General features: G+C 63.9%; 23 protein-coding genes. 15 read left to right on the forward strand and 8 right to left on the reverse strand.

The window, feature by feature from the left end:
• Window positions 1-96 precede the first annotated feature (96 nt).
• Window positions 97-1,998: a single-stranded-DNA-specific exonuclease RecJ gene (gene recJ / locus KBY73_RS07055; protein WP_254936381.1), complete on the forward strand. Its 1,902-nt coding sequence runs from the start codon at window positions 97-99 to the stop codon at window positions 1,996-1,998.
• Window position 1,999: 1 nt separating this feature from the next.
• Window positions 2,000-3,325, forward strand: coding sequence for a chloride channel protein (locus KBY73_RS07060; RefSeq protein ID WP_254936382.1), 1,326 nt, complete (start codon window positions 2,000-2,002; stop codon window positions 3,323-3,325).
• Here KBY73_RS07060 and psb30 read toward each other — a convergent pair.
• On the reverse strand, window positions 3,304-3,477 hold the full coding sequence (gene psb30 / locus KBY73_RS07065; protein WP_254936383.1) for a photosystem II reaction center protein Ycf12/Psb30: 174 nt from the start codon (window positions 3,475-3,477) through the stop codon (window positions 3,304-3,306). The two genes, KBY73_RS07060 and psb30, sit on opposite strands and share 22 nt — an antisense overlap.
• An 85-nt stretch (window positions 3,478-3,562) precedes the next feature.
• Between psb30 and KBY73_RS07070 the strand changes: the two genes are divergently transcribed.
• From KBY73_RS07070 to KBY73_RS07125, 12 genes are all read left to right on the forward strand, one after another.
• On the forward strand, window positions 3,563-3,934 hold the full coding sequence (locus KBY73_RS07070) for a YkgJ family cysteine cluster protein (RefSeq protein WP_254936384.1): 372 nt from the start codon (window positions 3,563-3,565) through the stop codon (window positions 3,932-3,934).
• The gene (locus KBY73_RS07075; RefSeq protein ID WP_254936385.1) at window positions 3,931-4,281 is read left to right on the forward strand and encodes a TMEM165/GDT1 family protein; all 351 of its coding nucleotides are present in this window, start codon (window positions 3,931-3,933) and stop codon (window positions 4,279-4,281) included. Before KBY73_RS07070 ends, KBY73_RS07075 begins: the two co-directional genes overlap by 4 nt.
• Before the next feature lie 15 nt (window positions 4,282-4,296).
• Window positions 4,297-4,599 carry a TMEM165/GDT1 family protein gene (locus KBY73_RS07080; protein WP_254936386.1) on the forward strand — a complete coding sequence of 101 codons (303 nt, stop codon included), beginning with the start codon at window positions 4,297-4,299 and terminating at the stop codon, window positions 4,597-4,599.
• A 90-nt stretch (window positions 4,600-4,689) separates the two neighbouring features.
• A complete protein-coding gene (locus KBY73_RS07085) occupies window positions 4,690-7,020 on the forward strand; it encodes an RNB domain-containing ribonuclease (RefSeq protein WP_254936387.1) in 2,331 nt (776 codons plus the stop codon).
• Between the two features lie 3 nt (window positions 7,021-7,023).
• On the forward strand, window positions 7,024-7,695 hold the full coding sequence (locus KBY73_RS07090; protein ID WP_254936388.1) for a flavin prenyltransferase UbiX: 672 nt from the start codon (window positions 7,024-7,026) through the stop codon (window positions 7,693-7,695).
• 27 nt (window positions 7,696-7,722) lie between these two features.
• On the forward strand, window positions 7,723-8,211 hold the full coding sequence (locus tag KBY73_RS07095) for a hypothetical protein (RefSeq protein ID WP_254936389.1): 489 nt from the start codon (window positions 7,723-7,725) through the stop codon (window positions 8,209-8,211).
• Window positions 8,212-8,285: 74 nt separating this feature from the next.
• Window positions 8,286-8,702: a DUF2996 domain-containing protein gene (locus tag KBY73_RS07100; protein WP_254936390.1), complete on the forward strand. Its 417-nt coding sequence runs from the start codon at window positions 8,286-8,288 to the stop codon at window positions 8,700-8,702.
• 48 nt (window positions 8,703-8,750) lie between these two features.
• The gene (acsF, locus tag KBY73_RS07105; protein WP_254936391.1) at window positions 8,751-9,869 is read left to right on the forward strand and encodes a magnesium-protoporphyrin IX monomethyl ester (oxidative) cyclase; all 1,119 of its coding nucleotides are present in this window, start codon (window positions 8,751-8,753) and stop codon (window positions 9,867-9,869) included.
• 169 nt (window positions 9,870-10,038) lie between these two features.
• On the forward strand, window positions 10,039-11,418 hold the full coding sequence (locus KBY73_RS07110) for a TldD/PmbA family protein (RefSeq protein ID WP_254936392.1): 1,380 nt from the start codon (window positions 10,039-10,041) through the stop codon (window positions 11,416-11,418).
• A gap of 2 nt (window positions 11,419-11,420) precedes the next feature.
• Window positions 11,421-12,797, forward strand: a complete 1,377-nt coding sequence (locus tag KBY73_RS07115; protein ID WP_254936393.1) for a TldD/PmbA family protein — start codon at window positions 11,421-11,423, stop codon at window positions 12,795-12,797.
• A gap of 10 nt (window positions 12,798-12,807) precedes the next feature.
• Entirely contained in the window at window positions 12,808-13,848 is a 1,041-nt protein-coding gene (gene fmt / locus KBY73_RS07120) for a methionyl-tRNA formyltransferase (RefSeq protein ID WP_254936394.1), read from the forward strand.
• 90 nt (window positions 13,849-13,938) lie between these two features.
• Window positions 13,939-14,145: a hypothetical protein gene (locus KBY73_RS07125; RefSeq protein WP_254936395.1), complete on the forward strand. Its 207-nt coding sequence runs from the start codon at window positions 13,939-13,941 to the stop codon at window positions 14,143-14,145.
• Between the two features lie 3 nt (window positions 14,146-14,148).
• On the opposite strand, the gene KBY73_RS07130 is transcribed toward KBY73_RS07125, so the two are convergent.
• From KBY73_RS07130 to KBY73_RS07145, 4 genes are all read right to left on the reverse strand, one after another.
• Complete coding sequence (locus tag KBY73_RS07130) at window positions 14,149-14,367, reverse strand: hypothetical protein (protein WP_315858408.1); 219 nt, start codon at window positions 14,365-14,367, stop codon at window positions 14,149-14,151.
• A 62-nt stretch (window positions 14,368-14,429) separates the two neighbouring features.
• Window positions 14,430-15,731, reverse strand: coding sequence for a DEAD/DEAH box helicase (locus KBY73_RS07135; RefSeq protein WP_254936396.1), 1,302 nt, complete (start codon window positions 15,729-15,731; stop codon window positions 14,430-14,432).
• 94 nt (window positions 15,732-15,825) lie between these two features.
• Entirely contained in the window at window positions 15,826-16,173 is a 348-nt protein-coding gene (locus tag KBY73_RS07140; RefSeq protein ID WP_254936397.1) for a DUF6464 family protein, read from the reverse strand.
• A complete protein-coding gene (locus tag KBY73_RS07145) occupies window positions 16,170-16,937 on the reverse strand; it encodes a TerC family protein (RefSeq protein WP_254936653.1) in 768 nt (255 codons plus the stop codon). Before KBY73_RS07145 ends, KBY73_RS07140 begins: the two co-directional genes overlap by 4 nt.
• A gap of 42 nt (window positions 16,938-16,979) precedes the next feature.
• Here KBY73_RS07145 and KBY73_RS07150 point away from each other — a divergent pair, with 42 nt between their 5' ends.
• A complete protein-coding gene (locus tag KBY73_RS07150) occupies window positions 16,980-17,708 on the forward strand; it encodes a hypothetical protein (protein ID WP_254936398.1) in 729 nt (242 codons plus the stop codon).
• Here the strand turns inward: KBY73_RS07150 and KBY73_RS07155 are convergent.
• The 3 genes from KBY73_RS07155 to KBY73_RS07165 are packed head-to-tail and all read right to left on the reverse strand — an operon-like array spanning window position 17,705 to window position 20,644.
• Window positions 17,705-19,489, reverse strand: coding sequence for a bifunctional diguanylate cyclase/phosphodiesterase (locus tag KBY73_RS07155; protein WP_254936399.1), 1,785 nt, complete (start codon window positions 19,487-19,489; stop codon window positions 17,705-17,707). The two genes, KBY73_RS07150 and KBY73_RS07155, sit on opposite strands and share 4 nt — an antisense overlap.
• Window positions 19,482-19,982 carry a PAS domain S-box protein gene (locus KBY73_RS07160; RefSeq protein ID WP_254936400.1) on the reverse strand — a complete coding sequence of 167 codons (501 nt, stop codon included), beginning with the start codon at window positions 19,980-19,982 and terminating at the stop codon, window positions 19,482-19,484. The genes KBY73_RS07155 and KBY73_RS07160 overlap by 8 nt, the downstream gene beginning before the upstream one ends.
• Entirely contained in the window at window positions 19,970-20,644 is a 675-nt protein-coding gene (locus KBY73_RS07165; protein ID WP_254936401.1) for a hypothetical protein, read from the reverse strand. Before KBY73_RS07165 ends, KBY73_RS07160 begins: the two co-directional genes overlap by 13 nt.
• Between the last annotated feature and the right edge of the window lie 6 nt (window positions 20,645-20,650).

The following is a 20,650-nucleotide window of genomic DNA, read 5'->3' on the forward strand; positions in this document are numbered from 1 at the left end:
AGCTGCTCGCACCAGGGCTTATCAGGCTAGGGCTCCTCGCTTCTGGGGGATGCGGCCTAGCCGCAGCTCCCGCACAATGACTTGGTCCCGGTTGTTATGTCGTTGCTGCCAGCCCTCCACGAGCAACGCTGGCACCTGCCCGCTCCATTGGCGCCTGGCGCCCTGAAGCCAGAGCCGGCCACCGATCCCCTGCCCGAACCGCTACTGGCGCTGCTCAGCCGCCGGGGCTTCACCACCCCTGAGGCCATCGCTGCCCTGCTGGATCCGGAGGCGGCACCGGCGGCCAGGCGCCACTTCCCCGACCTGGCCAAGGCCGTCGCGCGGCTGAAGCGCGCCTGCAGCCAGGGGGAAGCGGTGGCGATCTGCGGCGACTACGACGCCGACGGGATGACCAGCACGGCCCTGCTGGTGGGAGTGCTGCAGCGCCTTGGCGCCAGGCCGATCGCGGCGATCCCCAGCCGCATGGACGACGGCTACGGCCTCAACGCCGCCATGGTGGAGAAGCTGGCGGAGCAGGGGGTCGCCCTGCTGGTGACCGTCGACAACGGGGTGTCTGCCCTGGAGGCCCTGGAGCGGGCCCAAGCCCTTGGCGTCGAGGCGATCCTCACAGACCACCACACGATTCCCGATCCGCTGCCGCCGCACCATGCCCTGCTGCATCCCCAGCGCACCCCACCCGGATCCCCCTATCGGGGCCTGGCGGGGGTGGGGCTGGCCTATGTGCTGGCGGCGGCGCTCTGCCAAAGCCTGCGGTACACCGACGGCCAGCAGATTGCTCTCAATCTGTTTTGTATCGGCACGATCGCCGACATGGCTCCGCTGGTGGGGGTGAACCGGCGCTGGCTGATCGACGGCCTGCCCGAGCTGGGCCGCAGCCCCCTGGTGGGGCTCCAGGCCCTGCAACAGCTAGCTGGCCTCGACGAGACGCCCCTCGATGCCCAGGCGGTGGGCTTCCAGATCGCGCCGCGGATCAACGCCGTCGGTCGACTTGGAGATCCCCAGCTGGTCGTGGAGTTGCTCACCACCGAAGATCCAAGCCGGGCCCTGGCCCTGGCCCGCGATTGCGAAGCGCTCAACCGCCAGCGCCGCGACCTCTGCACCGCCATCGAAGCCGAGGCTCTGGCCCTGCTGGAGGCCGATGGTCCCCAGCGCCCGGCCTTCCTGCTGCTGGCCCAGAACCACTGGCACCACGGCGTGATCGGCATCGTCGCCGCCCGGCTGGTGGAGCGCTTCGGCCTGCCCGCCGCCCTGCTCGCTGGCGAGGGCAACGGCCGCCTGCGGGCCTCGGTGCGGGCGCCCCGGGGCTTTGCGGTGGACGGGGCCCTGCAGCAGTGCGCGCCCCTACTGGAGCGCTTCGGCGGCCACCCCGCCGCCGGGGGCTTCACCGTGCGCGCCGAGCAGGTGGCCGCCCTGCACGAGCAGCTCAACCAACTGGCCCAAACCTGGCTGCAGCAGGCAGGCCATGGCACCCCGGTAGAACCGGAAGCCCTGCTCAGCTTCGAGCAGATCAACCGCAGCTTTTACCGCCAGCTGCAACGGCTCGAGCCCTTCGGCATCGGCCACCCCCAGCCCGTGTTCTGGAGCCAGGGCTGCCAGGTGGCGGCCCAGAAGCTATTGCGCGGTGGCCACCTGCAACTGGAGCTGCACCAGAGCGAGGCGCGCCTACGCGCCATGGGCTGGCGCTGGCAGGGTGAAACCAACCTGCCGGCATTGGTCGATGTGGCCTACCGCCTGCGGCTCGACTCCTGGCAGGGGGAGGAGCGGCTCCAGCTGGAACTGGTGGGCTTGCGAGCCAGTGCTGGTGGAGCCTTTGATGGTGGTGAGGTGGTGTTGCAACGCCACAACCGCACCTACTGGTGTCGCCGCGAGGGGGCTGGGCTGGTGGTGCGCAATGCGGCCGGCGACGAACTCACCAGCGCCGAGGGCACCAGCCACGACCACCCCTACGTCCGCGCCCTGATGCAGGATGCGGCCCTGGCCCTGGGGCTGGTCGCCTGAGATGTCCTTGCCCCTAAACCGCAGCCAGCTCCACTTCCTGTTGCAGCTCCTGCTGTTGGGGCTGCTGGTGGGCTTGGCTTGCTGGCCCCTGAATCTGGTGGACCACGCCCAGGAGCTGCTGCTGCAGGCCCTGCCCAACTTTGCCGGCGGGGCCTGGACGCTGCAGGGCCTGGCGATCGCCCTGGCGCCGGTGCTGGTGATGCCAGCGCTGCTTTGGCTTCAGGCCGGCTCCTGGGCCCGGGGTGCGGGCTCGGGCATACCCCAAACGATCGAGAGCCTCGAGGATCCCGAGCAGGCCGCCGCTTTGATGGCACCCTTCGCCACCGTGGCGCGGCTCTGCCTCTGGTCGGCGGCCAGCCTCGCCCTGCTGCCCCTCGGCCGCGAGGGGCCCGTAGTGCAGTTGGGCGCGGCAGTGGCCTACCGCCTGCGGCAACGCTTCCCCCGCTTGCTGGCCAAACTCAGCACCCAGAGCCTGATGGCAATCGGCGCTGGCGCCGGCCTGGCGGGGGGCTTTAACAGCCCGCTGATGGGAGCTGTGTTTGTAATGGAGGAACTGACCGGAAGCTTCCAAACAGCCGTGCTGTGGCCGGCAGTAGTGGTCTGCTCAGCAGCAGCACTGGTGAGCAACCTCGCTGGCACACCGCTTTTCACCCTGGGCATGGTTCAGACCACCCAGCCGGAATGGCAGCAACTGCTGTGGGCCTTGCCCGTAGGTGTGGGTGGCGGCCTGCTGGGCGGCCTGTTCAGCCGCATCCTCTGGCGGAGCTCAGCCCTGCTGCGCCTGCGAGTACGGCAACGGCCCCTGGCCTGGGGGCTGGGACTGGGCCTAGCCCTTGGCCTGATCGCCGTGGCCAGCGGTGGCTGGAGCGGTGGCGATGGCGAAGCGCTGATGGCTCAGCTGCTTGAAGGTCGCGGCAGCTTGCCGGTGCCAGGCTCGCCACTCAGCGTCATCGGCTGGCTGCTGCTGGTGGCAGCCCGGCTGGTGGCGCCAATTTTGGCCTTGGCAGCGGGAATCCCCGGGGGCCTGATTGATCCAGCCTTCGCCATTGGTGCCCTGTTTGGCAGCGGCAGCCTGGAGCTGCTGGGGGGCAGCAGCCAGCTTGGCCTGGCCCTAGGCATGGCGGCAGCCTTAGCAGGGGCTACCCAGTTGCCCCTGATGACAGTGCTATTTGCCCTGCGCATGGCAGGGGATCAGCAGTGGCTCTTCGGCATCCTGCTCAGCGCCGTGGTGGGTGCCTATGTGGGCCGCCAGATCCAGCCTGAGCCGATTTATCACGCCCTCTGGAACCTCGGCCAAAGCGGCGATCAGAGTGCACCGCGGCGGTAGAAGAGCACGAAGATCACGGCAGGACCAGCCAGGGTGATAAGTGCCAGGGCGGCAAAATTGGCGATCAGGTGGAAGTCGATACCCATGGAGATTGCTGCCGCAGGGCAGTAGTCGCTTTGGGCACAGGTTAGGGGTCGATCCCAGCGGCCCATGCCTGCCGGCGGGCTCTGTGACGGCTTGTCACAGCGGCAGAAGCGCCTTGGCCTGTGGCTGAATGGAGTTAATCGCTGCAGGGGGATGGCCAGGGACGATCAGGCCCATTGGGGATGCATCAGCGGCTGCGGAGCCTGCTGCCGGCTGGATCCCAGTCTGCGCCAGGAAGCAATCGAGGCGCTTAGCCCAGAGCAGCAGGAGCAGTATCTGGCCATGGTTGGCCCCGATGGCTGGTGCATCAACTTCAACACCGGCGCGCGTAGTTGCCGCATCTATGCGGACCGGCCTGACTTCTGCAACGTGGCCAACCTGGTGCAGCTGTTTGGCACGGTTGATGATCCAGGCGCCGGCGACCGCCTGGCTATCGGCTGCTGCCTGCAGCAGATTCGCAGCGAATACGGGGGCCGTGGCAGGGTAATGAAACGCTTTAGGCGTGCCATACGTAAGCGTTTATGAGCAGCGAACCCGATCCCAGCGCCAGCCGGGCAGGCAGCTGGGGAGCCGCCTTCCTGACCACCTTCACCACGGTCTTTCTGGCTGAGCTTGGGGACAAGACCCAGCTCGCCGCCCTGCTGCTCTCTGCCCAATCAGGCAGGCCAGTTGTCGTGTTTGTTGGTGCCTCCCTGGCCCTAATCAGCTCCAGCCTGGTGGGGGTGTTACTGGGCCGCTGGCTAGCCAAGGTGATGCCACCACAGCAGTTGGAGCGCCTGGCGGGAATCCTGATGGTGGCCCTGGGCCTGTGGCTGGGCCGGCAAGCCGTACTGGGCCTGGTGCCCAGCCCCTCCGACCTTCCACTCTCCTAACCGCAGCGCTACGCCATGCCCTTCGCCCTTCTCGCTTCCACCTTCGCCACAGTGTTTTTGGCTGAGCTGGGAGACAAAACCCAGCTGGCCATCGTGACCATCAGTGGCACCTCAACCCGCCCTGGAGCGGTGTTTGCCGGCAGTTCCGCTGCCCTGGTGCTGGCCAGCCTGCTAGGCGCAGCCGCCGGCGGCTCCCTATCCGCCGTGATCCCCACCAATGCCCTGCAGCTAGCAGCATCGATTGGCTTTTTGGTGATCGGCGTACGCCTGATCCAGCGATCGAGCAGCCCGGAAGCCGAAGAATCATCAGCTGAGTAATATCGATTCATGAAGGCCTTGGCGGCCGTGGGCATCGCTCCGAGTCCAGTCCGCCATCAACCGGCTTCAGTCCAGCCAGCCCTCCCATCGATGAAGTTCACGGTCGCCGACCTGCTCGACCAGCTGCCCGCCCAGGAAGCCCTGCCGCTGACAAAGCTGGAAAAAGCCCTGGGCATCAGCCAAAAAGCTGAAAAGCAGCAGCTTCAGATCGGCCTCGACGGCCTCAGCCGCCTTGGCCTGCTGGAGGTCAGCGAAGCAGGCGTAGCCCGCCGCGAAGACCCTGAACTGATCGCCGCGCGGCTGCGTTGCTCAAGCAAAGGCTTTTGCTTTGCCCTGCGCGAAGACGGCGGCGAAGACATCTACATCCGCGATCACCAGCTCAACCACGCCTGGAATGGCGACCGAGTGCTGGTGAAGGTGACCCGCGAAGGCGGCCGTCGCCGCTCACCCGAGGGCGGGGTGCAGTGCGTTCTTGAGCGCCACACCACCTCGCTGCTGGCCCAGGTCGAGCAGCAGGATGAGCGTCTGGTGGCCACCCCCTTAGACGACCGCCTGCTAACGGCGGTGGAGCTGCCAGCTGGCGACGCCGCCCATCTCGATGGCCAACAGGCATCGGTGGTGGAAGTGCTGGTGGACCGCTATCCGGTGGGGCAGTTCGCCCCCCAGGGCCATGTGGCGCGCAGCCTGCCTATCAACGGGGGGGAAGCAGCCGACCTCGACCTGCTGCTCACCAAGCACCGGCTCCACAGCCGCCCCCAGCCACCTCGGGCAACCCTCAAAGCGCTGGCCGCCAAGGAGCGCATCGACCTCACCGCCCAAGCCACCCTGCTGCTGGAACCGTGGAGCGGCAAGGAAGCCCCCGCTCTGCCAGCCCTGGCCATTGAGGAGCGCGACGGCGGCTGGACCCTGTGGGTGCACACACCGGCCATCGCTGAGCGCTTCAGCGCCGGCAGCACCCTGGACACCTGGCTTCGCAACCAGGCTGACGCTTACTGCACCGGAAACCAGTGGCTACCGTTGCTGAGTTCAGCTCTGGCCAAGGCCAGCGCCTTCAAGGTGGGCGAGGTGCAGGCAGCCCTGTCGGTGGCCCTGGAGCTGGGCGCTGACGGCCGCCTTGAGCACTACCGCTTCAGCCGCAGCCAGATCAATCCCGTGGCGGCAGTCGGTTTGGAAGCACTGAATGCCCTGGCGGAGCGCAAACCCAAGAGCCGCACCGTGCCAGCGGCGCTCAAGGGGCTGAAGGAGCAGCTGGGCCTGCTGGAGCAGCTCATCGCCGTGACCGGCCTACTGCGCCAACGGCGGCAAGCGGCGGGATCCCTAGATCTCAACCTGCCCCTGCCCGCCATCGACAGCCTGGGAGATCTGGCTGTTCCCGGCCCCGACAGCGCCCTAGCTGGCTGGCTCGTGAGCCTGGAACCCCACCATCCCCTGGCCCTGCTGCGCGAAGCGGTGCTGCTGGCCGATCAGGCCCTAGGGCAGCACCTGGCAAGCTTGGAACTGCCGGCGATCTATGCCACCAATGCCCTGGCGGACCCCAGCGACCTCAATGACGTTGCCCGGGCCGCTCTGGCCCTCGACATTCCGCTGGAGCTGAGCGAAGAGGGCAATGCCAGTGCATCCGAATTGGCCGCCGCCTTCGCTGGCACCGACCGCAGCCGGGCCCTGCAGCAGCAACTGCAGGCCATCCTCAAACCGATCCAGCTCAGCACCAGCCCCGGCCCCCATGCCCTGGCGGGCCTGCTGGAAGAGGGGGCAGCCCTGGCCCCCTGGTGCTGCCCAACCCTGCACTACGCCGACCTCTGGAACCAGCAACTGCTGGTACTGCTGCTCACCGAGGGCAAGGACCGCCCCAGTGTGCGCCACAAAACCACCGTCGATCTGGCATCGGATGCCTGCCACGGCGCCATCGACTGGCCGCTGCTGGCCCCAAGCCAGCTAACTCCCTACCTGGAAGTTCAGGAGCACGGACTGGTGCAGCGTCTCAATGGCCGGCGCCGCTTTTTATCTGAACTGCAGGCCGACCTGCTGGCCATGCTCCAGGCCCGCCAGGCCGAGCCCTTAGTGGGTCAGGTGCTTCCTGGGGTTATCAGCGGTGTGCAGAGCTACGGCTTCTTCGTGGAGGTGCCCCCTTCCCAGGTGGAAGGCCTGGTGCACGTCAGCTCCCTCAAGGACGACTGGTACGAATACCGCTCCCGCCAAAACCGCCTGGTGGGGCGCAAAAACCGTCGCACCTACATGCTGGGTGACCAGGTGGAGGTGGAGATCCAGAAGGTGGATGCCCTGCGCCACCAGATCGACCTGGCCGTGGTGCTACCCGAGGGCTACGAGAGCGAGACGGCCGACTCCTATTCCCAAAACCAAAACCAGGACCAGGACGACATCGACCCCTTCGCGCCCATCGCGGTGCTGAGCGAGGTCTGAGCCATGGTTCGGCCATCCGGAACCGGGCCGGTGGTGCTAGCCGTTTCCGGCGCCTCGGCCCAGCCCCTCGCCCAGCGGGCCCTGCAATTGCTGCTGGAGGCTGGAGAAGCGGTGGAGCTGGTCACCTCGCGCGGAGCCATTGGCGTCTGGCAGGCCGAACTGGGGCTGAGGGTGCCCTCGGAACCTGATGCCCAGGAAGCCTTTTGGCGGGAACGCACCGCTGTCAGCACCGGGCGGCTGCGCTGCCACCGCTGGAACGACCAGGCCGCTGGCATTGCCAGCGGCAGCTTTAAAACCCGTGGCATGGTGATCCTGCCAGCCTCCATGGGCACCGTGGGGCGCATCGCTTCGGGGGTAGCCCTGGATCTGGTGGAGCGGGCCGCCGATGTTCACCTCAAGGAGGGGCGCCCCCTGGTGATCTGCCCGAGGGAAACCCCCTGGAGCCTGGTGCACCTGCGCAACCTCACGGCCTTGGCCGAGGCTGGTGCCCGCATCGCCCCGCCGGTGCCTGCCTGGTATCACCAGCCCCAATCGATCGAAGACATGGTGGATTTTCTGGTGATCCGCGTCTTTGACGTGCTCGGCTACGAGCTCGGCAACCTGCGCCGTTGGCAGGGGCCGCCGCCCCAGCCAGGATCCCATGGGGCACCAGCTGCTGAGACGACTTCCCCCTAGGCCGCCCTCCTCACCCCAGTCGATCCATTGGCCCTGCTGCAACGCCTGCTGCTGCTCCCCCTGCTGGCTCCCCTGCTGCTGGTGCTGCTGGTAGGCGCCCTCAACCCCCGACCCAATGCAGCCCTGCGCCTGCTGGTTTGGACCAGCCCGGCCCTGCCAATTGGAGCCTGGATAGCCCTGGCCGCCAGCGCGGGAGCCGGGCTGAGCGCCGCCGGAGCCGCCCTAGCCCTGCGCACTGGCCCGATCAACCTGCGCCGTCAAGTGCGCCGCGGCGCCAGTGACCACGAGGAGAACTGGAGGCAGCCGCAGCAGCAAAACCAAAGCGAACCAGCAAGACCCGCAGCTCGAGCCGCCGCTGGGCCGCCGAGACCCCCTGGCGAACCAGCCCCAACCGTTGCCGTGCCATTCCGGGTGATTCGCAAAGGCAGCAACCCAGCTCCAGCAGGCGAACCGGTGGTTACCCAGGCCGCTGCCGTGGGTGATGGCTGGGACAGCCCCAGCAGCGACGACTGGTGAGCGAGCTGCCGGGCAACCCAGCGCCTGGCAACCTGCGTAAAGTCCAAGGACGATGCCGAAAGGGGCCTGCAACGGTGAGCGAATCCGCCCAGCCAGCTGCCAAAGATCAGCCCGCAAAGGCCAAACCGCCTGCAGTGGAAGACCAGCCGTTTGAGATCTTTGTGCCCCAGCTACTGATCCCGGCCCTGGCCAAGGAGATCCAGGGCTACGGAGGAGCTGCTGCCGAACTGGCCTTTGTGCAAGGAGCCATGCCCGTGGTGGGGTCGGAGTGCTGGATGGTTCAAGGGGAGCTGCCTGGTCGGCGTCGCTTCTGGCTGTGCTTCACCCAACCAGACATCAGTTCAGCCAAAACGGTTGCATTGGCAGAGGCAGGCGGCCAGCCAAGCCTGCTGGAGTCTTTTCTGATCGACGAGAAGAAGATGAGCCTGGCGCTGCTGGTATCGCGGCTGGTGCAGCGGCTCAACGGTCAGAAATGGCTCGGCCCGAACTGACGACCAGGCCCTCTACGATGCAACTACTGCCGTAAGCCGCAAGCCTCGATGGTGCCTCCCGCCGCAACTGCCAGCACAACTGCCAGCGCTACAACCAGCCCCAGTAAAACCTCTGTGGGCTCGCCCGGTGCACCAGCCATCAAAGATCCGGCCAAGGACACGATCCTGACGCCGCGCTTCTACACCACAGATTTCGACGCCATGGCGGCGATGGATCTGCGGCCAAATGAGGTGGAGCTTGAGGCCATATGCGAGGAGTTCCGCAAGGATTACAACCGCCACCACTTCGTGCGCAACGGCGAGTTTGAGGGGGCAGCCGAAAAGCTAGATCCTGATACCCGCAGGGTTTTCGTTGAGTTTCTTGAGCAGAGCTGCACCTCTGAATTTTCAGGCTTCCTGCTCTACAAGGAACTCAGCCGCCGCATCAAAACCAAAAATCCGCTGCTTGCCGAGTGCTTTGCCCACATGGCTCGCGATGAGGCCCGCCATGCCGGCTTCCTCAATAAAGCCATGGGAGATTTTGGGCTGCAACTCGACTTGGGCTTCTTGACCGCCAGCAAGTCCTATACCTTCTTCAAGCCTAAATTCATCTTCTACGCCACCTACTTGAGCGAGAAGATTGGCTACTGGCGCTACATCGCCATCTATCGCCACTTGGAGCAAAACCCAGAGAGCAAGATCTTCCCGATCTTTAACTTCTTCGAGAATTGGTGCCAAGACGAGAATCGCCACGGCGATTTCTTTGACGCCTTGATGAAGGCTCAGCCGGACACCGTGCGCGGCTTCACTGCCCGGCTTTGGTGCCGCTTCTTCCTGCTGGCAGTATTTGCCACCATGTACGTCCGAGACGTTGCTCGCAAAGAGTTCTACGAAGCCCTTGGCCTTGATGCCCGCGAATACGACAAGGTCGTGATTGCTAAAACCAACGAGACCTCCGCCAGAGTGTTCCCCGTGGTGTTGGATGTTGACCATCCCAAGTTCTATACCCGCCTAGAGCGCCTGGTTAGCAACAACGCCAAACTCAGCGAGGCCGACTCAAGCAGTGCTCCTGGAGCAATAAAAGTTTTGCGCAAACTGCCTTATTGGATCGCCAATGGCGCAGAAATGGCCAAGCTTTATTTCACCCCTGCTATCCGCAGCGAGCAATTCCAGCCCTCAGTGCGCTGATTTTTCTTGATGCGCTGAGCATTTTCGTCAGGTCAGGCCTGCATTTGCCTGGACTGCAGTTACATCATTCCTTCGCTGAGTTCTTTTGGTTGCCTCAAAACCGGTTGTTCTCCAGTCGGCTGCAGCCCAGTCGGCAGGGTTAGTGGCAGATGCATTTGATCAAAGCTGGATGCTGCGGCTGGAGGGCTTACTGGCGAGCGGCCGGGCAGCTGGTGCCGATTTAGTTGAAATTTTCCTGGAACGCACCGACCACCTCGGCGTTCTGGCCGAGCAGGACACCATCACCAGCGTCAGCCCCGCCTTTGGCATGGGCGCTGGTATCCGGGTGTTCCTGGGCGACCGCGATGGCTTTGTTAGCACCAACGACCTGAGTGATCGCGGCCTGATGCAGGCCCTTGAGCAAGCCCTCGGCATGCTCGGGCTGAGCCACAGCAGCAGCAACTCCAGCCCTTTCGAAGGTCTGCAGGTGATGCGCGATTTCGCCGCCGCCAAGCTGGACTGGCTTGATAGCTGCCCCTCCCTGGCTGAAGCCACCTTGAAGCTGCTTGAGGGCACCTGCCGCCTCGAGCACCACGGCCGCCACCTACAGGCCAGGCGCGGCAGCTACTCCCGTGACTGGCAGTCGGTGCTGGTTGCTGCCAGTGATGGCACCTTTGCCCGCGACATCCGCCTGCACCAGTCCCTCGGCTTAAACGTGCTTGCCGCCGACGGCGACCACCGCGCCGGCCTCGGCCGCCGCTACGGCACCTCCGATCGCCCCGATGACCTGCGCCAATGGGACGCGGACGCCGCCGCCCAAGACGTGTGCTCGAGTGTGGGCACCATGCTCTACGCCGATTACGTCGAAGCCGGTCAGATGCCAGCGGTGCTGGCCAACCGCTTCGGCGGCGTGATTTTTCATGAGGCCTGCGGCCACCTGCTGGAAACCACCCAGGTGGAGCGGGGCACCACCCCCTTTGCCGAAATGGTCGGCCAATCCATTGCCCACGAAGCCGTCACGGCCATCGATGAAGGCCTCAGCGATGGCGCCTTCGGCTCCCTTTCGATGGACGACGAAGGCATGGAGCCCCAGCGCACCGTGCTGATCGAAAACGGCGTTCTCAAGCGCTTCCTCAGCGATCGAGCCGGCGAGCTGCGCACCGGCCACAGCCGCACGGGCAGCGGCCGGCGCCAAGGCCATACCTTTGCAGCCGCCAGCCGCATGCGCAACACCTTCATCGCCGCCGGCCCCCACACCCCTGAGCAGCTGATCGGCTCCGTCGATAAGGGGCTCTATTGCAAGTCGATGGGAGGCGGCAGCGTCGGCCCCACCGGCCAGTTCAACTTCGCCGTGGAGGAGGGCTACTTGATTGAAAACGGTCAGCTCACCAAACCGGTAAAAGGGGCCACCCTGATTGGCGAAGCCAAGGAGGTGATGCCGCGCATTTCGATGTGCGCCAACGACCTGGAACTAGCAGCGGGCTTCTGTGGCTCCGTGAGCGGCAGCATCTTCGTGACCGTTGGCCAGCCCCACATCAAGGTGGATTCGATCACCGTGGGAGGACGCTGAGCATGAGCCAGCCCACCATCCAGACCCTGAACGCCGAGGTCCTCAGCGGCCGGCTCCAGCAACTCGCCCAAGGCGCCGGCATCCAGCAATGGGATCTCGGCGCCTCCTGCAGCACCGACACCTCCGTGCAGGTGGACCGCGGCGAAGCCAAACAGATGAAAGGTGCCCAACGCAGCGCCATCACCTTGCGGGTGTGGAACAGGGACGGCCTAGTAGGCATTACCAGCACCTCAGACCTCAGCGATTCCGGACTGACCCGGGCCCTGAGCGGCGCCCGCGACGCCAGCGCCTTTGGCAATGCGGAGGAAACCCCGGCGTTCTCGCCCCTGGCCACCGCACCCCTGGCCCCACTAGATCAACCGCTGCATCAACCCCAGCCGATCCTCAGCCTGCTGGACACCCTCAAACAGGCCGAACGGCAACTGCTTGATCGCCACATAGCCATCGGCACAGTTCCCTACAACGGCCTGGCTCAGCGCAGTAGCGAGCGCCTTTATCTCAATAGCGAAGGGGCCTGCCGCCACCAGACCCTGACCACCGCCAGCCTCTACCTCTACGCCAGGGCCGAGGAAACCGGCCGCAAACCGCGCAGTTCCGGTGCCGTGCGCTTGGCCTACGGCACCGCCGATCTCGACATCGCCGGCTGCATCGATGAGGCCGCTGAGCGCACGATCGCCCACCTTGACTACGCACCGATCGAAACCGGCTATTACACCTGTGTTTTCAGCCCGGAAGCCTTCCTCGACCTAATCGGGGCCTTCAGCAGCCTGTTCAATGCCCGGGCCGTGCTCGATGGGGTGAGCCTCAGCCACCGCGACTCCCTCGGCGACAGCGTGGCCGTGCCCTTTCTGAGCATCCGCGATAACGGCCTGCACCCCGGCAATGTGGGCGCCTCTGCCTTCGATGGCGAGGGCACCCCGACCGCGCCCCTAGATCTAGTGGCTGGCGGCGTGCTGAAAAACTTCCTGCACTCAGAGGCCACGGCCCGAGCATTTGGGGTGGCGCCCACCGGCCATGCCGGCATGGGAGCAAAGGTGTCGGTGGGGGCCGATTGGTTTGAGATTGGCGTTACCCCTGGCAGCGGCGGCGGCCAGCAGGGTCTAGATCGCTTAAACCATTCCGGCCCCGTTGTGGTGATCGACTCCCTATCGGCCCTGCATGCTGGAGTTAAAGCCAGCCAGGGCTCCTTCTCCTTGCCCTTTGACGGCTGGTTGGTTGAGGGTGGGGTCAGCCGCTCGATCGAAGCCGCCACAGTCGCCGGCGACATCCGCACAGTGATGAAGGCGATCGTCGGCTTTGAAGGCCTGGCCAAGATCACCCCGGATGGCCTCTGCCCTTACGTCTGGGTGGAAGGGCTCTCGATCACTGGCGAGGCCTGATCATCTGTCCTTGAAGATCCTGTTTTGGGGCACCCCCGCCTACGCGGTGCCCAGCCTTGATGCCCTGGTGGCGGCAGGGCACGAGCTGGTGGGGGTAGTCAGCCAGCCAGATCGGCGGCGGGGGCGAGGAAAAGATCTATTGCCAAGTCCTGTCAAGGCAAGAGCCCTGGACCTAGGCCTGCCGGTATTCACGCCAGAGCGTATCCGCCGCGAGCCCGAGCTTCAAGCCCGGCTTAGCGCCCTCGGCGCCGATCTGTACGTGGTGGTGGCATTTGGCCAGATCCTGCCGCCAGAGGTGCTGGCCCAGCCCCCTCTGGGCTGCTGGAACGCCCATGGCTCCCTGCTGCCCCGCTGGCGTGGCGCTGGACCGATCCAGTGGTGCCTGCTGCAGGGCGACAGCAGCACCGGCGTAGGGATCATGGCCATGGAGGAGGGCCTTGATACCGGGCCGGTGCTGCTGGAGCGCTCCATCTCCATTGGCCTGCTGGAGAACTCCCAGCAGCTGGGCCAGCGGCTAGCGCAGCTCGGCGCCGAGCTGCTGGTAGAGGCCCTGCCGCGTATAGAAGCAGCCGGAACGGGACCAGAAGCCGAACGGCTTGCCCGGCTCGGGGTTCGTGCCCAGGGAGAAGTGGGCCTCAGCTACGCCCGGATGCTCACCAAGGACGACCTGGTAGTCGACTGGAACCAGTCGGCTCTGGAAATTCATCGTCGGGTCATGGGCCTGTACCCAGGCGCTGTCACCCAGTGGCAGGGCAAGCGACTGAAACTTCTAGCCACCGAACCTCTGGTCGCCAGGCTCGCTTCTCAACTGAGTCCAGAAGCTCGCTGCTTACTGGTAGAGCCAGGAGTGTTGTCGAAAGGAGCGTTGTCGGCAGCAGCGGCACCAGGAACCGTGCTGGCCCTTGCTGCCGATGCGGGCTTAGTGGTTGGCACTGCTGGTTGCCCATTGCTGGTACGAGCTGCCCAATTGGAGGGCAAGTCCCCTGCCCAAGGCCAGAGCCTGCTGCAACAACTTGGCTGCAACACAGGTGATCAGCTTGGGGCCCCCTAGGGCCAATTTAAGTTCTGTGTTGTTAGGACTCCCTCACTTTTCAAGGCCAGTAACTGCAGCTAGAGAGGAGGGAGACCTTGCTCGGCAACCATGGGAAACGAACTGTCCTACGTCGGCGAAACCGGCAATGGTTGCCTGATCTACAGGGAAACGACAGGCCGCTACGTGGTCAGCCACGAGCAGCAGCCCCACAGGCGCCGCCGGGTTGCAACCCTGGCCAGCGCCTATGCCACCTGTCACGGTTTTGAACTGGGACAGCAGAAAAGCGGGCTCCTAGCTGCCCAGGCGACTGGTTGATCCTTAAGGCTCGCCCGCAGGCAGCGGAGCGGCCACTGCCTTGCGGTGGATGGCGTGCAGCCCCTCAAGTTGGTTGTGCACAGACAACAGCTGGTCGCGGATGTGCTGGCTGTTTTCGATGCGCCCCAGGGCCAGCAACATCGACTCAATCTGAACCTTGCAGTCGATCAGGACGCGGCATTCAGGGGATCCGGGCTCGTAGGGCATAGGGGGAGACTTCAACGGCTCCATCCGAGCGGAGACAACCCTTAGCCGGTGTGTCGAATGCTGCCGTTAGGGCTAGATCAGCGCCCAGAGCTGTAGCGACCCCGGCGGCCCCCATCACTACCGCTGCGGGAGGGTCCAGCTGGCGGTCCACCACGGCGAGCACCACCGCCCCTGCCCTTACCCCTCCCACCACTGAGATCCAAGGGTGGAGCTGATAGCACCTTGGGTTCAAAACCGGGCACCTCCTGCCGCGGCAGACGGGTGCCGATCATGCGCTCAATGGCCCGCAGCAGCTCACTTTCCTCTGCTGCCACCAGGGAAATGGCATGGCCGTTGTGGCCGGCCCGGCCGGTGCGGCCAATCCGGTGAACGTAGTCCTCGGCCTGGTTCGGCAGGTCTAGGTTGACGACGTGGGGCAGCTGGTGAATGTCAATGCCCCGGGCCGCCAGGTCTGTTGCCACCAGCACCCGCAAAGAACCAGCCTTGAAGTCGGCCAGGGCTCGGGTACGAGCTCCCTGGCTTTTGTTGCCATGGATAGCCGAAGCCGACATCCCCTCGCGGGTGAGTCGCTCGGCCATGCGGTTGGCACCGTGCTTGGTGCGGGAAAACACCAGCACCTGCTGCCAGTTATTGCTGCTGATCAGGTGGCTGAGCAGATCAGCCTTGCGGTCCATGTCGCAGGGATGCAACAGGTGCTCCACCGTGGGAGCGGTGCGGTTTTCGGGAGTGGCCTGGAGCTGCACGGGGTTGTGCAGCAGACCGGTGGCGAGGCGGCGAATATCCCCGGAGAAGGTGGCTGAGAAGAGCAGGTTTTGACGCTTGGGCGGCAGCAGGGCCAGGATTTTCTGGATATCGCGGATGAAGCCCATATCCAGCATCCGGTCGGCCTCATCGAGCACCAGGATCTCGACCCGGTCGAGCCGCAGGGCTTTCTGCTGGTAGAGGTCCATCAACCGGCCCGGTGTGGCCACCAGCACGTCAGTGCCGCGCTGCAACCTGGAAATCTGAGGATTCACCTTGACCCCGCCGAACACCACGTCGCTGCGCAGTTCGAGGTAGCGGCCATAAGCCCGCACGCTTTCGCCCACCTGCGCAGCCAGCTCGCGGGTGGGGGTGAGCACTAGGGAGCGCACAATGCCGGCGCGGGCGTGGGGGCCGTGGCGCAGCCGCTCCAGCATCGGCAGGGTGAAACCGGCGGTCTTGCCCGTGCCGGTCTGGGCCGCCGCCATCACGTCATGACCCGCCAGCACCGCCGGGATGCACTGGCCCTGGATCGGTGAGGGCTTGGTGTAACCCTTTTCGGTTACCGCCTTCAAGATCGGCTCACCCAGCCCAAACGATGCAAAGTCGACCAGCTCAGGAGCATCGCTGCTGAGCACGGCAGGGTCCACCGCCGCCGGACTGGAATCGGCAATCGCGGTGCCGGATCGTGGAGAGGGCTGACGGATTGCAGGTGTTGCGTGATCCCCCACCCTAGGGACAGGCGAAGTGGCTGCAGCGCTCGCATGGGCCATCAGGAAGCACGGCACAGCGCAGCAGCGGGCTGCGGGCGTTGAAACGGCAATCGGGGTTGCCGATCACCCACTGGTTTTGCCACCAGCGGGCATCGGTGGGCTGGCGCTGGGGCTTCACCTGCAGAGCGACGCTGGCAAGTTCGTAGCGGCCATTGCGCAATTGATAGCGGTGGCGCCGCTGCAGCACTAGAAAACTGCGGCCGCCAGCCTCAAGCCAGCGGCCCGGATGGGGCACCTCAGCCAGCTCAGGCACCTCTAGCCAATCGAGCAGGCGATCGCTGCCGATCAGGCGCAGCTCCACCCTCATGGCTCTAGAGGTTTCGGCGCCAAAGGCAGGCGCACCGAAAAGCCCCAAGCAAACAAGGCAGCCACAAGCAGCAGCAGCAGCCACTCCGGAGGCACAACCTGGGGCAAGCCCAGGCGCAGCAGCAGCCGAATGCCCACCAGACCCACCGCCAGATAACCGGCCGTTTCCAGGTGCTTGTAAACCTCAAGCCAACGAATAAACAGTTCAGCGGTGAGTCGCAGTGCAATAACCCCGATCACCCCACCGGCCATCACCAGCCACAGCCGGTCACTCACCGCCACTGCTGCAGCAACGCTGTCAAGCGAAAAAGCCAGATCGGTAAGGGCCAGGGTGGCCACAATTGAGGCCAGCCCGGCGTGGTGCAGGGAGCCGGGCTGGGCTCCAGCAGAGTCGGCGCCATCTGCTGCAGCGGCATCGCCTGCCGCCACTTCGGGCTCAGACCACACCAGCAGCAGGTGGCGCCCGCACAGCCACAACAAGTAGGCCGCCGCCGCCAGTTGCAGCGGCCAGAAATTGAGCACCCAGCGGGCAGCCACGATCAAACCAAGCCGAAACACCAGGGCAAGAGCAAGGCCGAGATTAAGGGCCTGGCGCTGCCGGGCCGGATCCTCCAGGCCCCGGGCGATCGCCGCCAGGGCAATGGCGTTGTCGGCGGAGAGCACCGCTTCTAGGGCCACCAACAGGGGCAGCAACAACAGCACCTCACGCCACTGGTCTGCTTGGTTGAGCAGGGGGGTGAGGGATTGGATCGACTCCGCTTCCACGGGCTGCAGCGGGTCAAGATGGTTCCACTCTAGAAAGCTGGGTTGGAGCATCCGTTAGGCGAGCTGCAGTTCAACGTCCAGCTGCTCCATGCCGAAGCAGGCAGCCGAGTGGTGCTGGTGCAAATAAGTCGTGCTGGCCAGGTAATCGACGCGGCATTAGGCGAAGCGTCGACGGCCGAGGCAGCAGAAGACCGTGCCCGCCAACGCCTGGGTGAACACCTTCCAGTGGCCGCACCCCCCACTTCGAGCGCCCCCACGCCCGACCGGGCTATTAGTACGCCCGCCCAGGTTCAGCCCAAACCCCAAGCCGAGCGCCCAGCCGCGCCCAGCCCCCCGCCTGCTCAGGCGATCGAAGAACCACCGGCCGACCCGGAGGATTGGAGCAGCGAGTTGGCCCGACTGGATTTACAGCTGCAGCGGCTCGGCTGGAATCGCGAGCAGGAGGCCATCTATCTGGAGCGGGTATTCGGCCACCCCAACCGCAACCGCCTCACCAGCTACGGGGACCTGCTGGCCTACTTACAAGCCCTAGAGGGCTTTGCCGAGAGCAGCGACCCCGCCAGCGCACCACCCCCCTTACGGCGCAAGGAGCTGCTCAGCCAGTGTGAGGAGCTGCTTAGCCAGTTGCAGTGGGATCAGGGCCAAGGTCGCGCCTTTCTCGAGCAGCACTTTGAATTAGCCAGTCGCCAACTACTGAGCGACAACCAACTACTGCAATTCAATATGTTGCTGGAAAGCGAATGGCTCGCCCAAGCTCGCCCGCAGGTTTAGGGAACTAAAACTTTAACTGGTTGGGGAAAGGGTGCTGGGTGACCAAATAGATAGCCCTGCCCTTTGCAGCAGCCCATTGCCAGTAGAGCATCTGCCTGGGCTTCAAGCTCAACCCCTTCGGCGATCACATCCAAACCAAGATCGTGAGACAGCCTGATCATCGAAGCCACCACAACGCTGCGACGGGGATCGTTCAGCAGACCAGCGGTAAAACTACGATCGATCTTGATTGCATCAATAGGCAGTTGGGCAAGCCAGGACATACTCGAGTAACCGGTACCAAAGTCATCCAGATATATGCGACAACCCACGGCGCGCAGGGAGTGCAGCTCGCGCATTGCTGAATGGGGGCGATCTATCAACACGGATTCGGTGACCTCCACAGCCAGGCGAGAGAGATCAATCTCATAACGCTCTGCTAGGGCAATCATTCTGCCTGCAAGGCCCTCCCGACAGATTTGAAGCGGACTAACATTGATCGAAAATACAAGGTCAGGGGTTATATCATTTGCCAATTTCAGCACCGCCAAGCACCGGCGCAACACCAAATCTCCCAACGGATCAATTAGGCCCACACTCTCTGCAACTGGGATGAAGTCGATTGGCGACATCCAGCCGCCCTCGAAATCACGAATGCGGGCTAGCGCCTCAAAACCAATAGAATCGCGGCTCTTTAGATCGACGATGGGCTGAAAATCAACCCGCAGCAGATCACTATCGATTGCATGTTGCAACTGACGCTTAATCAAAATACCCCGCTTAACCTGATCATCAATCACGTTGTCGTAGATAGTGATTGAGCGCTCATCGCTAGCCTTGGCCGCATACATCGCCAGATCAGCGCGGCGCAACAACTCATCTACCGTGACTTCCGAATCATCAGTAGAGGCAATGCCCACAGCCATGGTGGGTGAAATCGAATAATCCTGGGTAGTCCAGGTCCTGGAGACCAGTGACTGCAAGCGTTCCGCCAACTGAACCGCTGCCATTGGCGTGGGAATGTCAGGGCTCAAAATCACGAATTCGTCCCCGCCCAGCCTGGCAAGCATATCCTCAGGACGCAGGGTGGATTGGAGCCGTTTCCCCACCTCAATCAACAACTCATCGCCGACTTGATGTCCGTAAAAATCGTTTACCTCCTTAAAACGATTTAGATCACAAAACAGCAGGGTGACTGAGCCGGGCTGGCGACGAAGTTGGCGCAAGGCCGCAGCCATACGGGCCCGCAAGCCGCGACGATTGGGCAAGCCAGTTACCGGGCACTTCATCACCTTGGCCGCCAGGGCCAGCTGCTTGGACTGCAGATCTATGTACTTTTGATTAGCCGACAACCATCTCTCTTCGATCTGCTGGCTTTTCTGCTGCAGCTCATCATATGATATTCGGGCACTCACATCACGAAAGGAGAACATCAACGGATTAGGCACTTCCGTGACTACGGGCCGCCATTCGATTTCTAGAGCGTGAACTGGATCTTCACTGATAATTACAGTAACAAAACCGGTCTTTAGCAATCCCCCCCGCGTCTGATCAATAGTAAGAATAGGGTCGCCAACAATATTTAGTGGCAAGATCTTGTGCAAATCTGCTCCAAGAATCTCAAGTCGAGTCTTTCCTAAAAATTCATCAAAGGAGGCGTTAGTCCACAACACTTGGCCGATCGCATTGACCAGAACGAGTCCTTCACTGATCTGGCCAAGGGCAGAATCAAGCCGCCCCAAGGTACGGCGCAACTCCAGGACCAGTCCTGTTTCGGTATTTGGGCTGGAGGCTTCAGGCATCAGTCTCCGCGCAGCCTGGCAAGGGGGTGAGGGTGGCCCCAAAAACCCAGCCAGACTCGCGCTTTTCTCCCAAGATGAAATGTTCGGACACCACCTCACTACCGTCGGCGCAGACGGTTTTTAGGCGCAACGGGTGGGCAAGAATGGTGGATTGCTCCGTGGCTTGGAAGCGGGAAAATCCCAACTGGTGAGACATCTGAAAAGCACCCGGCAAGATCAAGCTCAGGGATTGACCGCGCAACTGATCTTCAGTCCAGCCGTAGGTCTGCTCGAATGCCTGGTTAATCGAAACCACTTGCCCTAGGGAATCAGCCAAGACAAAGGGGCTATCTCCGTTCTGCAGGGATTCAATAGTGGGTTGAACCGAAGCCGCAGTGCTCTCAGGCTGTGACTGTTCGGTAGCCAAAATTTGCTCAATCTCTAGTTTTGATCTTACGGCGCCCATAGGCAAATTTTGCGCAAACGGGCCGAGCCAACCGTTTAGGTGCCGCAATGGCGGCGCACCAACTGGGCCCCCAGGTTCAAGCGGGTTTGATTGGCATAGGCCTCCCGCTCCAGTTGCCGCTCCTGCTCCGATGCCTTGCTGTAGACGGTTTCATTGAGCACAGCAGCTAGGTGATCGGGCAAGGCCGAGGGCAGACCTAGGGGGCGGGGGCGGGAACGCAGTCCCCGGTTGCTGCAGCTCTGGGCGACGTGGATGGCCTCGTGGTTGAGCACCCGGGCAAACTCGACACTGCCCTTCGCCACCACCCGGGGCTGAATGCGCAGGGTGCGGGCTGCCGGGTCCCATTCTCCCGCCGCCCCCGGCTTGCGGGGCTGGCTCAGCTCCAGACGCACCCCGGCTTTGGCCAGCACCATGAGCAGCTCACCGATCGCCAGGCGCTCGGCCCCAAAGCTGGGCGGGTTGGCGATCAGGGCCCGAAGCTCCGCCACAGACAGCTTGGGTTCGTTGGCCCGGCGGCGGTAGTGATAACGCACCGCACCACTGGGCAGGGTTTCAGCCCGCGGCAGCCACTGACGATCAGCCGTAGCCAGTTGCTGCAGCAAGGCCGCCTCCTGTTCAGGCTGCAGACCTGCCGCTTGGGCCGTTGGTCGCGCAGGCACGCTTGCCAAGCAAGCCCCCAGCAGAGCCAGCAAGCCGCCCAGCACCAACACGGCTGG

Origin of the sequence: Cyanobium sp. Tous-M-B4 (assembly GCF_024345395.1) — a bacterium.
Lineage (GTDB): Bacteria > Cyanobacteriota > Cyanobacteriia > PCC-6307 > Cyanobiaceae > Cyanobium_A.

Bases quoted from the DNA above. Each gene is read 5' to 3' on its own strand.
- recJ (WP_254936381.1), top strand. From the start codon at position 97: ATGTCGTTGCTGCCAGCCCTCCACGAGCAACGCTGGCACCTGCCCGCT.
- KBY73_RS07060 (WP_254936382.1), top strand. From the start codon at position 2,000: ATGTCCTTGCCCCTAAACCGCAGCCAGCTCCACTTCCTGTTGCAGCTC.
- psb30 (WP_254936383.1), bottom strand. From the start codon at position 3,477: ATGGGCCGCTGGGATCGACCCCTAACCTGTGCCCAAAGCGACTACTGC.
- KBY73_RS07070 (WP_254936384.1), top strand. From the start codon at position 3,563: ATGGCCAGGGACGATCAGGCCCATTGGGGATGCATCAGCGGCTGCGGA.
- KBY73_RS07075 (WP_254936385.1), top strand. From the start codon at position 3,931: ATGAGCAGCGAACCCGATCCCAGCGCCAGCCGGGCAGGCAGCTGGGGA.
- KBY73_RS07080 (WP_254936386.1), top strand. From the start codon at position 4,297: ATGCCCTTCGCCCTTCTCGCTTCCACCTTCGCCACAGTGTTTTTGGCT.
- KBY73_RS07085 (WP_254936387.1), top strand. From the start codon at position 4,690: ATGAAGTTCACGGTCGCCGACCTGCTCGACCAGCTGCCCGCCCAGGAA.
- KBY73_RS07090 (WP_254936388.1), top strand. From the start codon at position 7,024: ATGGTTCGGCCATCCGGAACCGGGCCGGTGGTGCTAGCCGTTTCCGGC.
- acsF (WP_254936391.1), top strand. From the start codon at position 8,751: ATGGTGCCTCCCGCCGCAACTGCCAGCACAACTGCCAGCGCTACAACC.
- KBY73_RS07110 (WP_254936392.1), top strand. From the start codon at position 10,039: ATGCTGCGGCTGGAGGGCTTACTGGCGAGCGGCCGGGCAGCTGGTGCC.
- KBY73_RS07115 (WP_254936393.1), top strand. From the start codon at position 11,421: ATGAGCCAGCCCACCATCCAGACCCTGAACGCCGAGGTCCTCAGCGGC.
- KBY73_RS07125 (WP_254936395.1), top strand. From the start codon at position 13,939: ATGGGAAACGAACTGTCCTACGTCGGCGAAACCGGCAATGGTTGCCTG.
- KBY73_RS07140 (WP_254936397.1), bottom strand. From the start codon at position 16,173: ATGAGGGTGGAGCTGCGCCTGATCGGCAGCGATCGCCTGCTCGATTGG.
- KBY73_RS07155 (WP_254936399.1), bottom strand. From the start codon at position 19,489: ATGCCTGAAGCCTCCAGCCCAAATACCGAAACAGGACTGGTCCTGGAG.